8 protein-coding genes are annotated in these 12,398 nt (G+C 68.8%); 3 read left to right on the top strand and 5 right to left on the bottom strand.

Going from position 1 to position 12,398, the window contains the following annotated elements; genetic code table 11:
- Positions 1 to 114: 114 nt before the first annotated feature.
- The 4 genes from HMPREF9006_RS10060 to gatC form a co-directional block, all read right to left on the bottom strand.
- Positions 115 to 1,542 (bottom strand): NAD-dependent malic enzyme, encoded by a 1,428-nt coding sequence (locus HMPREF9006_RS10060; protein ID WP_009213503.1) that lies wholly within the window; start codon positions 1,540 to 1,542, stop codon positions 115 to 117.
- 253 nt (positions 1,543 to 1,795) lie between these two features.
- Entirely contained in the window at positions 1,796 to 3,292 is a 1,497-nt protein-coding gene (gene gatB / locus HMPREF9006_RS10055; RefSeq protein WP_009213502.1) for an Asp-tRNA(Asn)/Glu-tRNA(Gln) amidotransferase subunit GatB, read from the bottom strand.
- Positions 3,292 to 4,797 carry an Asp-tRNA(Asn)/Glu-tRNA(Gln) amidotransferase subunit GatA gene (gene gatA / locus HMPREF9006_RS10050; RefSeq protein WP_009213501.1) on the bottom strand — a complete coding sequence of 502 codons (1,506 nt, stop codon included), beginning with the start codon at positions 4,795 to 4,797 and terminating at the stop codon, positions 3,292 to 3,294. The genes gatB and gatA overlap by 1 nt, the downstream gene beginning before the upstream one ends.
- The gene (gene gatC / locus HMPREF9006_RS10045) at positions 4,797 to 5,093 is read right to left on the bottom strand and encodes an Asp-tRNA(Asn)/Glu-tRNA(Gln) amidotransferase subunit GatC (protein WP_009213500.1); all 297 of its coding nucleotides are present in this window, start codon (positions 5,091 to 5,093) and stop codon (positions 4,797 to 4,799) included. The genes gatA and gatC overlap by 1 nt, the downstream gene beginning before the upstream one ends.
- An 18-nt stretch (positions 5,094 to 5,111) precedes the next feature.
- Here gatC and HMPREF9006_RS10040 point away from each other — a divergent pair, with 18 nt between their 5' ends.
- Complete coding sequence (locus HMPREF9006_RS10040; protein ID WP_009213499.1) at positions 5,112 to 6,377, top strand: phospholipase D-like domain-containing protein; 1,266 nt, start codon at positions 5,112 to 5,114, stop codon at positions 6,375 to 6,377.
- Between the two features lie 11 nt (positions 6,378 to 6,388).
- Here the strand turns inward: HMPREF9006_RS10040 and ligA are convergent, their stop codons facing one another.
- Positions 6,389 to 8,722: an NAD-dependent DNA ligase LigA gene (gene ligA, locus HMPREF9006_RS10035; RefSeq protein WP_009213498.1), complete on the bottom strand. Its 2,334-nt coding sequence runs from the start codon at positions 8,720 to 8,722 to the stop codon at positions 6,389 to 6,391.
- Positions 8,723 to 8,894: 172 nt separating this feature from the next.
- Between ligA and HMPREF9006_RS10030 the strand changes: the two genes are divergently transcribed.
- A complete protein-coding gene (locus HMPREF9006_RS10030; protein WP_009213497.1) occupies positions 8,895 to 11,936 on the top strand; it encodes an FtsK/SpoIIIE domain-containing protein in 3,042 nt (1,013 codons plus the stop codon).
- A gap of 148 nt (positions 11,937 to 12,084) precedes the next feature.
- Complete coding sequence (locus HMPREF9006_RS10025) at positions 12,085 to 12,336, top strand: WhiB family transcriptional regulator (RefSeq protein ID WP_034232444.1); 252 nt, start codon at positions 12,085 to 12,087, stop codon at positions 12,334 to 12,336.
- Positions 12,337 to 12,398 lie beyond the last annotated feature (62 nt).

Genomic DNA, 12,398 nt, shown 5'->3' with positions numbered 1-12,398 from the left:
ACAACGAAAAGTCGCTCTCGACATCATGTCGTTCCCGCTGCCTCGGCAGGAAAAACGCGGGCCCGGCCGCACGCCTCGCGCACGGCCGGGCCCGTTTTTGGGTCAAAATGACTCTCAGTTCACATCCATGTCGGGCTGCACCGGGATGTCGACGGTGGGCAGGTCGCGCACGGCGCGACGAACGGCCTTGGACACGGCAGGGGCAACGCGCTTGTCGAAGGCACCGGGAATGATGTACGACGGCGACAGTTCGTCGTCGGAGATGACGGAGGCGATCGCCACGGCGGCGACGCGCAGGACCTCCGTCGTGATCTCCTTGACCTTGGCGTCGAGGAGACCGCGGAAGAGGCCGGGGAAGGCCAGGACGTTGTTGATCTGGTTCGGGTAGTCGCTGCGCCCGGTAGCAACGACGGCGGCGTGCTTGCCCGCGCCAATCGGATCGACCTCGGGGGTGGGATTCGCCAACGCAAACACGACCGCGTCCGGCGCCATTGTCGCAATGTCTGCGGGTTCCAGGATGTTGCCCGAGGACACGCCGATGAACACGTCCGCGCCCGCCAGGACCTCCTTGAGGGAGCCGTGGACGTGCCGGGGGTTCGTCGCCTCGGCCAGTGCGCGACGCGACGGATGCATGCCGTCGGTGTCGTCGCCCGACAGCGCGCCGTTGCGTCCGCACCCGATGATGTCGCGCGCGCCCTGAGCAAGGAGAAGCCGGATGATAGCGTTGCCGGCGGCTCCCACCCCAGAGACGACGATGCGCACGTCTTCGATCTTCTTGCCCACAAGCTTGAGCGCGTTGATGAGCGCCGAGAGCACGACGATTGCCGTCCCGTGCTGGTCGTCGTGGAAGACGGGGATGTCGAGCTCGGCGCGCAGGCGCTCCTCAATTTCGAAACAGCGGGGTGCGGAGATGTCCTCAAGGTTGATGCCGCCGTAGGCCGGGGCGATGGCCTTGACGATAGAGATGATCTCCTCGGTGTCCTTCGTGTCCAGGACGACAGGCCAGGCGTCCACGCCTCCGAACTCCTTGAAGAGGACCGCCTTGCCTTCCATGACGGGCAGGGCGGCCTCCGGTCCGATGTCTCCCAGGCCGAGGACGGCGGTTCCGTCGGAGACAACCGCGACCGTGTTGGCCTTCATGGTCAGCAGGTGCGCCTTCTGGGGCATGTCGTGGATCGCGGTGCACACGCGCGCCACGCCCGGCGTGTAGGCGCGCGACAGGTCGTCTCGGTTGCGCAGCGGCACCTTCGAGTGAATCTCAACCTTCCCCCCGATGTGACTCATGAACGTCTGGTCTGCCACGGACTCGGAGCTGACGCCCGGCAGGGTGTTGATTGCGTCGCGGACCTCGCGGCGGTGCTCGGAATCGCGCATGTCGCACGTGAGATCGATGATGATGCGCCCGCGGTCCGAGTCGGCCACATCCAGGCCCTTGATCTCCGCTCCGGTTGCGGAAACCACGTCAACGATCGAGGCGATGGATGTCGTCTTCTCGTCCACCTCGATGCGGTAGGAGGCGGTGTACGACGGCGAAGTGCGCATGGTTGTCCTTTCTTCGGGCGCCCGACCCCCTCGGTCCGGCTATCCTCAAGCGCTCATCCTAGGTATCTTTCGGCCCCACCCGACAGGGGAAGGCCACAACGTGGACACGAGACTCCACACCGAGGAGGCCAAGGCCCGTTCCCCTGCGACCCTTCGCGTGCGAAGGCGACCACTTCCCGCCTGCTGGGCGGGCACTGACGGCCGGGGGCTGGGATCTACGAGATCCCAGCCCCCGGCACAAGCAGGCGTCGCCTCAGGCGCCGACCATCTCCATGATCAGCTCGCGTACGCGGGCCGCGTCAGCCTGCCCGCGAGTCGCCTTCATGACCGCACCCACCAGGGCGCCGGCCGCCTGGACCTTGCCACCCTTGATCTTCTCAACGATGTCGGGGTTGGCGTCCAGGGCCTCCTGGACGGCGGCGGTGAGTGCACCGTCGTCGGAAACGACCTCAAGGCCTCGGGCCTCGACGACCTGCGCCGGGTCACCTTCACCCGCGAGGACCCCTTCGAGGGCCTGACGCGCCAGCTTGTCGTTGATGCGACCCGAATCGATGAGCCCCTGCAGCTGCGCGACCTGCTCGGGGCTGACCCCGGCCTCGTCCAGGGAGACCTCGCGTTCCTTGGCGCGGCGCGAGATCTCACCCATCCACCACTTGCGCGCGGAGGCGGGATCGCATCCGGCGCCGACGGTGGCCTCGATGAGTTCGAGCGCGCCGGCGTTGATGACGTCGCGCATCTCCATGTCCGCGTATCCCCACTCGGCGCGCAGGCGGCGCCGCTTGGCCACGGGGAGCTCGGGCAGGGAGGCGCGCAGCTCCTCGACCCACGCCCGATCGGGACGGATCGGCACCAGGTCGGGCTCGGGGAAGTAGCGGTAGTCCTCGGAGTCGGACTTCTCGCGGCCCGAGGACGTGGAGCCGTCATCCTCGTGGTAGTGGCGGGTCTCCTGCAGGATGTGCCCGCCCTCGGACAGGATCTTGGCCTGCCGCTGCATCTCGTAGCGGACGGCCGAGGCGATCCCGCGGAAGGAGTTCACGTTCTTCGTCTCCGTGCGCGTGCCCAGCGGAGAGTCGGGCGTGGGACGCAGCGACACGTTGATATCCGCGCGCACGTTCCCGCGCTCCATGCGAGCCTCGGACACGTCGAGCGCCCGGAAGATGTCGCGCAGGGCCTGCACGTAGGCGGCGGCCACCTCGGGGGCGCGCTCGCCGGCCCCTTCGATCGGGCGGGTGACGATCTCAACCAGGGGAACGCCCGCACGGTTGTAGTCTACGAGCGAGTGATCCGCGCCCTGAATACGCCCGTCCGCGCCGCCGATGTGCGTGTTCTTGCCCGCGTCCTCCTCCATGTGTGCGCGCTCGATGTCGACGCGGAACATGGTGCCGTCCTCCAGTTCGACGTCCACGTAGCCATCGTGAGCGATCGGCTCATCCGACTGGGAGGTCTGAAAGGCCTTCGTCAGGTCCGGGTAGAAGTAGTTCTTGCGCGCGAAGCGACAGTACTGCGCGATCTCGCAGTTCAGCGCCAGGCCGATCTTGATGGCGTACTCGACGGCCTTGCGGTTCACGACCGGCAGCGAGCCGGGCAGGCCCAGCGACACGGGGGTCACGTACGTGTTCGGGTCACCGCCGAAGGCGTTGGGGGCAGCATCGAACATCTTGGTCGCCGTTCCCAGCTCGACGTGCACCTCGATGCCGAGAACCGGGTCGAAGCGGCGGGCGGCCTCGTCGTAATCCATGAGCTCACTCATCACTTTTCCTCCCAGGTAGCTGCGGGGCACTGACCCGCGACGTCGGAGCTGAGGGCCTCCACGAGGGACGCCACCTTGTACATGACCAGGTCGCCGCGCGCCGGGGCGAGAACCTGGAATCCGATCGGCAAGCCCTGCGACGACACAGCGTTGGGGACGTTCACGCCGGGGATTCCCGCGAGGTTGGCGGGGATCGTGGCAACGTCGTAGAGGTACATGGCCAGGGGGTCGGAGGTCTTCTCGCCGAACTTGAAGGCCGTTTCGGGTGCCGTCGGCGACACGAGGACGTCGACCTGCTCGAAGACGGCGTCGAAGTCACGCTGGATGAGCGTGCGCACCTTCTGGGCGCTGCCGTAGTAGGCGTCGTAGTAGCCGGCGGAGAGCACGTGAGTGCCCAGGATGATGCGGCGCTTCACCTCGTCACCAAATCCCGCCTCGCGGGTGGCGGCCATGACCCGCTCCGCGGTGACGGGTCCCTCGGTGGGCTCGACGCGGATTCCGTAGCGCATGCCGTCGAAGCGGGCCAGGTTCGAGGAGACCTCGGCGGGCATGATCAGGTAGTAGGCGCCCAGCGAGTATTCCAGGTGCGGGCAGGAGACCTGGACGATCTCGGCACCGGCCTCGCGCAGCTTCTCGACGGTGGCGTTGAAGGCGTCGATGACGTCCTTCTGGTAGCCCTCGCCGCTCAGCTCCTTGACGACGCCGACCTTCAGGCCCTTCATGGAACCCTGCGCGGCGACGGACTCGACGGCCTGCGTGAGCGCGGGAACCGGCTCGTTCAGGGAGGTCGAATCGTTGGGGTCGAAGCCCCCGATCAGCTCGGTGAGGGCGGCTGCGTCGGCGACCGTGCGGGTGACGGGGCCGATCTGGTCCAGGGACGAGGCCATGGCCACCAGGCCGAAACGCGACACAGCACCGTAGGTGGGCTTCGCGCCGACCGTTCCGGTCACGAACGCTGGCTGGCGGATCGAGCCGCCAGTGTCGGAGCCGAGGGCCAGGGGCACCATGAAGGCCGCGACCGCGGCGGCCGAGCCGCCGCCGGAGCCACCGGGGATGCGCTCTAAGTCCCAGGGGTTCTTCGTCGCGCCGAAGGCGGAGTGCTCGGTGGAGGACCCCATGGCGAACTCGTCCATGTTGGTCTTGCCGACGATGGGCAGGCCGACTTCCTTGATCTTGGCGGTGACGGTCGCGTCGTAGGGGGGCTTCCAGTCTCCCAGGATCTTCGAGGCGCAGGTGGTGCGCAGGCCGCGCGTCACGATGTTGTCTTTGATGGCGATGGGCACGCCCGCCAGGCGGTGCAGGTCCTCCCCCGCTGCGCGGCGCGCGTCCACGTCGGCGGCGGTCGCCAGTGCGCCCTCGCGGTCGACGGTGATGAAGGCGCGGACGCGATCGTCGATGGCGTCGATACGGTCCAGGCAGGCCCGGGTCAGCTCGACCGAGGTAATGTCCCCGGCGGCGAGCATGTCGGCCAGGTCGAGGGCGCTCTTCTTCAACAGGTCGTTCATCAGTCCTCCCCCAGGATCTGCGGCACCAGGAACATGCCGTCCTGCGCGGCGGGCGCCTGCGCGAGCACCTCGTCTCGGTCCACGGTCGGCCCCACTTCATCCTCGCGCCACACGTTGGTGAGCGGGATCGGGTGTGAGGTGGCGGGCACGTCGGGGGTCGCGACCTCCGACACCTTGGAAACGGCGTCGGCAATCGCGTCGAGCTCACCCGCGAAGCGCGTGATTTCCTCGTCGGTCAATGCGATGTGGGCCAGGCCCGCGACGCGGGTGACCTCGTCAGTACTAATGCGTGACATGTGTGGCATCCTACCCGTATGGCCTTTTCACAGCGACGTCAACTCACCAGGCAGACGTGGTCGATCCTCAAGAAGGTGGGGATCGCGGTGGCGGCCGCGCAGGCGGCTGCGATTGTCACGGTGCACGCGATCGACCGGATGCGCACGGCCCGCATCCCCGGCGGCGTGCACGGTTTCCCCGCGCTTCCCCCCGCGGACACGAGGATCGGTCAGACCGTGGCGCGCACGTACACGGAGGGAACCTCCCTGTACGAGGACATGTTGGAGGCCATCGCGGGGGCGCAGCATCACATTTACTTCGAGACCTTCATCTGGCGCTCGGACCGGTGGGGGCAGCGCTTCAAGGATGCCCTCATTGACGCGGCGGCACGCGGGGTTGAGGTCTTTTGCGTGTGGGATGGCTTCGGGGTCTTGAACCAGGATCGTGCGTTCTATCGTTTCCCGCGGATGAGGCACTTGCACGTGCGTCGCTTCCCGACGTTGCGTTCGGGCTTGTTCACGCTCAACATTCGCCGCACCGGCCAGGACCACCGCAAGATCCTGGTGGTGGACGGCGAGGTCGGCTTCGTGGGGGGCTACAACATCGGTGATCCTTTCGCCAACGAGTGGCGCGACACGCACGTTCGGATCAGCGGCGAGGCGGTGTGGGAGCTGGAGAACGGGTTCGTCGACTTCTGGAATCACTTCCGTCCCGCGACGTGCCCGGCGTTGCCCGACCAGGGGGCCAGGGCGTGGAGCGCCGAGGTGACCGCCCACTTCAATCTTCCCCACAACCTGCTCTACCCGATTCGCGGCATGTACATTGACGCGATCGAGCGGGCGACCGACCACGTGATGATCACGACCGCGTACTTCATCCCGGACCGCGAGGTGTTGGCTGCCCTGATCGCGGCGGCTCGGCGGGGCGTGCGCGTGGAAGTCCTGATCCCCGAGTATTCGAACCACATCATGGCGGACTGGGTGGCGCGGCCCTGCTACGGCGAGCTCCTGCGCGAGGGCGTGAGCATCTGGCTCTACCGCCACGCGATGATCCATTCCAAGACGATGACGGTGGACGGGCGCTGGTCCACGATCGGCACGGCGAACATCGATCGTCTGTCCATGCGCGGCAACTACGAGGTGTGCCTCCAGTTCCACTCGCGCGAGCTGGCCGAGCGCATGGAGGAGATCTTCGCCAACGACCTGACGACCTCCCGCCGCCTGACGATCGAGGAGTGGGAGGAGCGCTCGATGCTCACCCGCGTCGGCGAGGTGCTGCTGGGCCCCTTCGAGCCGCTCGTGTAGGGCGTGCCTCGCTAGAGGCCGACTCCCGCCAGGCCCCCCTCGAGGAGATCAGCGAATTGCTGCTCAGTAATGACGGGGACGCCCAGGGCCTCGGCCTTGGCCGCCTTGGAGCCCGCGCCGGGGCCGGCGACCACGAGCGAGGTCTTCTTCGAGACCGAGCCCGCCGCCTTGCCGCCGCGGGACGTGATGGCTTCCTTGGCTCCCTCGCGGTCGTATCCGGGCATGGCGCCGGAGACCACGATCGTCAGCCCGGCGAGCACGTCGGAGACAGCTTCACGCTCCTCGTCGGCCATCCGCACCCCCGCGCGCGCCCACGCCTCCAGCACGGCCAGGTGCCAGTCGACCGTGAACCAGTCGCGCAGGGAGCGTCCGATCTCCTCGCCCACGCCCTCGACGGCGGAGAGTTCCTCGAGGGAGGCGGCCCGCAGGGCGTCCATGGAGCGGAAGGCGTCCGCGAGCGCTCGCGCGGCCGTGGGGCCGACGTGTCGGATGGACAGGGCGACGAGGACGCGCGCGAGCGGCTGGTTCTTCGCCTTGTCCAGCTCGGCGAGCATCTTCTCGGTGCCCTTCGAGGCGCTCGTCTCGACCGGCTCGTACACGGTCTGTCCGCGCAGCTTTCGGGGCTTGTAGGCCTTGGTCCAGAAGTAGCGAACCTGTCTCCAGTCCCCCGTTTTCTCGCCCTTGTTCTTCACGGGCTTCCACACCATGACGTCGCGCAGGTCCTCGGCGCGCAGGTCGAAGAGCACGGCCTCGCTGGTCAGGACGGGAGCCTGCGGGGCGGGCAGGAGAGCCTCGGCGCGGGTGATCTGCTCGCCGTGGGGCAGCTCGCGCGCGCCCTCGAGGGTGAGGACGGTTCCGTCCTCCAGGGTGACGCTGCGCCCGGCGACCAGGGCTGCTGCCACCTCGTCGCGGTCGTTTTCGGGCTGGGTCATGGCCAGGGCGGACTCGTCGCCCAGGCCCTCGACGTCCAGTGCGGAGCGTGCGCCGACGTGGGCGAGGCGCTCGGTGATCTGAGCGGGGCAGGCTCCCTTGTTGGGGCACCGCAGGTCAACGTCGCCTTCCTTCTCCTGGACAAGGGGGGTGGCGCAGGAGGGGCACTCGGAGGGCATGACGAAGGGCCGCTCCGAACCGTTGCGCGCATCCATGACGGGTGCGACAATCTCGGGGATCACGTCGCCGGCCTTGCGCAGGACAACGAGGTCGCCGATGAGGACGCCCTTGCGGGCGACCTCCTGGGCGTTGTGCAAGGTGGCGCGCGAGACGTTGGATCCGGCGACCAGCACGGACTCCATGACACCGTAGGGGGTGACCCGTCCGGTGCGCCCCACCTGGACGCGGATGTCGAGCAGGCGCGTGTGGACCTCCTCGGGCGGAAACTTGTAGGCGGCTGCCCAGCGGGGGGCGCGCGAGGTGGAACCCAGGGAGCGCTGGAGGGCCAGGTCGTTGATCTTGACGACGACGCCGTCGATCTCGTGGTCGAGGCTGTGTCGCTGCGCTCCGATCTGCTCGATCCTCTCCTCGATGGCCTTGCGCCCGGTGAGCAGGCGCGTGTAGGGCGAGACGGGAAGCCCCCAGTCGCGCAGCTGCTCGTACCAGCCCTGCTGGGTGGTCGGTTCGGCGAACCCCTCCCCTGCCTCGACGAAGCCGATGCCGTGGGCGACCATCGCCAGGGGGCGCTTGGCGGTCTCGGCCGGGTCCTTCTGGCGCAGTGAACCAGCGGCCGCGTTGCGAGCGTTGACGAAGGCCTTCTCTCCGGCGGCCACCCGGGCCTCGTTGAAGGCTGCGAAGTCGGCGACCGGGAAGTAGACTTCGCCACGCACCTCGATGCGCCTGGGTACGGGTCCTGTCAGCGTCTGCGGGATGGAGGCGATTGTCCGCGCGTTCGCGGTGATGTCTTCGCCGACGTAGCCGTCGCCTCGGGTGGCCGCGCGCACGAGGCGCCCCTCCTCGTACAGGAGGTTGATCGACAGCCCGTCAACCTTGACCTCGGTGGTCATGGGCGGGTCGACGATACCCGTCGCCTCGCTAATGCGGGCCTCCCACCCGGCGAGCTCCTCCAGGGAGAACACATCGTCGAGGGACATCATCTGGGCGAGGTGGCGGACCTCGGTGAAGGAGGAGTCGACGCTACCGCCCACGCTCATCGTGGGAGAATCCGCGCCGCGCAGCTGCGGGTAGCGTTCCTCGATCTCCTCCAGCTCGCGGTACATGCGGTCGTAGTCGGCGTCCGAGATGGTGGGCGAGTCGCGGTCGTAGTAGGCGGCGCGCGCCTCCTCGATGCTCCTGACGAGCTCGTCGTAGCGTTTCCGGGTGGTCTCGAACGTGGGGTCAGACATGGGGACCATTGTCGCATTTCGCGGCCCCGAGGGGCGGCGCGCTCTCCGGTGGACGAACCCGAGGTGGCCATGCCCACAGGGCGCGCGCCAGTTGTCCACCGAGGACTTTCCCCTTGCCGCCTTGTCCACAGGCGCGTCGGAGGCGTTTGAACGCGCACGAGGCCGGGTCCAGAGTTGAGGCATGAACGATCGTGGTTGCCTGGCGCGCGCATCCCTGCGCACGAGCCTGCACCTGGCGTGCGTTGGCGGCCCAGACATCGGGCTGGTCCTCGCCCCCGGGACGATCGGACGAGCGGGCGACGTCCCCCTGTCGTGCCCGAGCGTGGCGCGCGAGCACGCCTCCTTCTCCACTCGCGACTCTCGCGCGCTGCTGCGCCGGGCACCCGGCGCCCCCGCGATACGCGCCCGCCGGCTCCTCCCCGCACGGGCACGCTCCCTCGCACACACGGGCGTGGTCGCAGGGACGCGAATCCGCCTGGGAGAGGACACCTTCGAGGTGCGGCCCAGGCCGCATCACCTCGCCTGGCCGGGCGTCACCCGCCGGGGTGGCGGGTCGCCGCGCCCCGCCACGCTCATGCGAGTCCTTCCCGTCGTCTCGGCGCTACTCATGGTCGCCTTCATGGGCTGGAGGTTTCATTCTGTGCTTCCCAGGTCCCCCCTTGCCGCGCGCATGGCGGTGGGCGTGGCCGCGCTGGTGCTCGCGGTGGCGGCGGTGCTTGCGTGGCGGGCGCACCGACGCCGACTCGGGTGGGACGGGGCGACCCTCGCCCTCGTCCTCGCGTCGCTGCCGTCGCGAGGATCCGTCCCGCCGTCGCTGCGCGCGGCCGTGTGGCCCGGGAAGGCCACGCGCCTGACGCGTCGGGTCGTGCTCGCACCCAGCGGGCAGGGCGCCTCGTCGGCGGAGAGCGCGTCCGTGGGAATCGCGGGCGCCCACGGCGCCGAATGCGCCCTGTGGTGCGCCGGCCAGGTGGCGGCCCAGGCGGGAGGAGCCCGCGTGTGGTGGAACAGCTCCGCCCCCGTCCTGCTCGGGCACGCGGGCATCGACATCCACGTGAGCGCCAGCGAGGAGTGCCCGCACTGCGCGCGAAGCCCACGTGACACCGGTGTCCTTCACATCGGTTACGCCACGTGCGTGGAAGACCTGCCGTCGTGGTGCGCGCGGGTGTGCGTCACCGACGACGCTCCGGTGTGCCCGGCCTGGTGGTGGACGGTGACGCGAATGGACAGACAGGATGATCTCCCTGCTCTTCTTCGTTGGAGGGCCGAGGAGGCACGCGCGCGGACGGGAACCCTGGGCGTGTCGATCGGGCAGTCGCAGGAGGGGCCGGTGAGCCTGGACCTGGTCTCCGACGGCCCGCACGCCCTGGTTGCCGGCTGCACGGGTTCGGGTAAGTCCGAGGCTCTCCTCGTGTGGCTCGCGGCCATCGCGCACGCCTATTCGCCCCAGCGCGTCCGCTTCATCCTCGTCGACTACAAGGGAGGCTCGACCTTCGCGCGCCTGCGGGAGCTGCCCCACACACAGGACGTGCTCACCGACCTTGATGCGGGGGCGACGACTCGCGCCCTCGAGGGCATCGCCCACGTCCTGCGGGATCGCGAGAGGCGCCTGAGCGACCTCGACTTCCCGGACCTGGCCGCCTGGGAGCGCGCCCACGAGGAAGATCCGCGCGCCGCTCCGCCTCCACCCGCCCGGCTCATCGTCGCGATCGACGAGTTCCGTGCCCTCGCTCAGGCCCACTCCTCCTCCATGGAAGTCCTCTTGCGGCTGGCTGCCCAGGGGCGCAGCCTCGGCCTGCACCTCATCGCCGCAACCCAGCGCCCCTCGGGCGCCGTCAGCGCCCAGATGCGGGCGAACATGGACATACGGCTGGCCCTGCGGTGCCTGAGCGCCGCCGACTCTACCGACATCCTGGAGGACGCCCGCGCCGCCTCGCTCCCACGCATTCCGGGACGGGCCGTCCTCTCCGGGGTCGGAACGATCCAGCTGGCCTACATGCCTGACATCGCCTCCGTCGTCTCCGAGTGTCGTCGTGCCTGGCCGACCGCGGCGGCCGAGCCGCTGTGGGCTCCTCCCCTGCCGGATGCCCTCACGTGGGAGGACGTCGACTCCCAGCCCGCCACAACCACTCCCTCGGACTCGACTTCTGCCCGCTTGGCCGGTCAGCTCAAGGGCCACCGGACCGTCAGACTCGGCCTGGTTGAGGGGATCGAGGCACACTCTCCCCTCCCGTGGGACGGGGGGAGCATCGAGATTCAGGCCAGCGCGCACGAGGCCGGCCTAGCCTCACGCTGGGCGCTCTGCCTCGCCTCCCGGATTGCCGAGCACGCAAAGATCCCGCTGCACGTCATCGGCGAGGACGCTCCGTCGTCGTCGGCCTCCCACCTGCGCGAGGAGGACATCGGCGCCATCGACCTGCTGGAGGGGGCGTGCGGGCACGGTCCCCTCGTCCTCGCCCTGACGGACGTTCCCGCCTTACGTGCTGCCCTCGCCCACGCCGTGTCCGCTCCGCAGGCGGAGGCCCTGTGGGCGTCTCTCCTGGGGCGCGCGAGGCGCGCCGGCGTCGTTGTCGTCGCGGCGCACGCCGGCCGCTTCACGCCCTCGGGGGCGGCGCTGGGCGCGTTTTCGACGAGGTTCGTACGCGCCAGGGACGCCGACGAGGCCCTGCACGCCGGGATTGCCCCCGCGGACCTGCGAACGCTCGGAGACAACCAGGCGCTCCTGGCTCGCCCTGGGGAGCGCACTCGCCTCGTCGCGATACCCACAGGCCTGTCGGCCGCCGGCGAGTGCGCCGGGGGCGCGTCTCTCCCGTGGAGGATCCCCTCACCCGCCCTCAGCGCACGCTTGGTCAGCAATTCCTCGTCTCCGGCCCTGATCGGCCCTGAATGTGCCCCCCTTGCGTGGGCGGAAAACAGGCCGTGGATCATCGTCGGTCAGGAGGAAGACACTCGGATCGCTAAACGGATACACGCTGCCCTGGGGTGGTCGGCCCCCAGGATTGCCGACGTCATCCCCGACGCCGCGTGGACTCGTATCACCAGATGGGACGGCCACCGCGTGCTCGCTCTCAATCCGTCGACCAACGTCGTGCGCGCCCTAACACATGTCAATTCCCGGCACCCGCTCTCGATCGGCGCCCGACGATGGGACAATTCCTCCGGTCTGATCTGCGATGACGGCATCCTTACAACCATTCAACTGACCACACGTTCAGCCAATACCTAAGTCCCAGCACCATCGGCGAGCGTGACAAGACGCATAGTGACTTCTCCGTTTTCGCATTCGCACCGTCTTGCGCGACTAATATGACCTATCGGAGACTGACAAGTGATTCAGCGGAGCACGGCGAACGGCGATACAAGGAGCACGCATGATGGACTGGCGCAGCAAGGCTGCATGCCTGACGGTGGACCCCGAACTCTTCTTCCCCATCGGGAACACGGGCCCCGCCGTCACCCAGGCCGCCCAGGCGAAGGCCGTATGCCGCGAGTGCACCGTGAAGGGAATCTGCCTGCAGTGGGCTATCGAGAACAACCAGGACTCGGGGGTCTGGGGCGGGATGAGCGAAGAGGAGCGTCGTGCCCTCAAGCGCCGCGCGGCCCGCGCTCGCCGCGCCGGCTGCTAGGCGCGGGCGGCACGAAAAGCCGGGCGCACGCCACGAACGAACAGGGCCGAGGATCCCACGGG

This window comes from Actinomyces sp. oral taxon 180 str. F0310, assembly GCF_000185285.1.
Taxonomy (GTDB): Bacteria; Actinomycetota; Actinomycetes; order Actinomycetales; family Actinomycetaceae; genus Pauljensenia.
The sequence above is the reverse complement of the archived record's forward strand: the minus strand, read 5'-3'. Positions and strand labels throughout refer to the sequence as shown.

What these genes read in the sequence shown, in the direction of transcription:
- ligA (WP_009213498.1), bottom strand. Translation starts at nt 8,722, where the DNA reads ATGGTCCCCATGTCTGACCCCACGTTCGAGACCACCCGGAAACGCTAC.
- gatC (WP_009213500.1), bottom strand. Translation starts at nt 5,093, where the DNA reads ATGTCACGCATTAGTACTGACGAGGTCACCCGCGTCGCGGGCCTGGCC.
- HMPREF9006_RS10025 (WP_034232444.1), top strand. Translation starts at nt 12,085, where the DNA reads ATGGACTGGCGCAGCAAGGCTGCATGCCTGACGGTGGACCCCGAACTC.
- HMPREF9006_RS10030 (WP_009213497.1), top strand. Translation starts at nt 8,895, where the DNA reads ATGAACGATCGTGGTTGCCTGGCGCGCGCATCCCTGCGCACGAGCCTG.
- gatB (WP_009213502.1), bottom strand. Translation starts at nt 3,292, where the DNA reads ATGAGTGAGCTCATGGATTACGACGAGGCCGCCCGCCGCTTCGACCCG.
- gatA (WP_009213501.1), bottom strand. Translation starts at nt 4,797, where the DNA reads ATGAACGACCTGTTGAAGAAGAGCGCCCTCGACCTGGCCGACATGCTC.
- HMPREF9006_RS10040 (WP_009213499.1), top strand. Translation starts at nt 5,112, where the DNA reads ATGGCCTTTTCACAGCGACGTCAACTCACCAGGCAGACGTGGTCGATC.
- HMPREF9006_RS10060 (WP_009213503.1), bottom strand. Translation starts at nt 1,542, where the DNA reads ATGCGCACTTCGCCGTCGTACACCGCCTCCTACCGCATCGAGGTGGAC.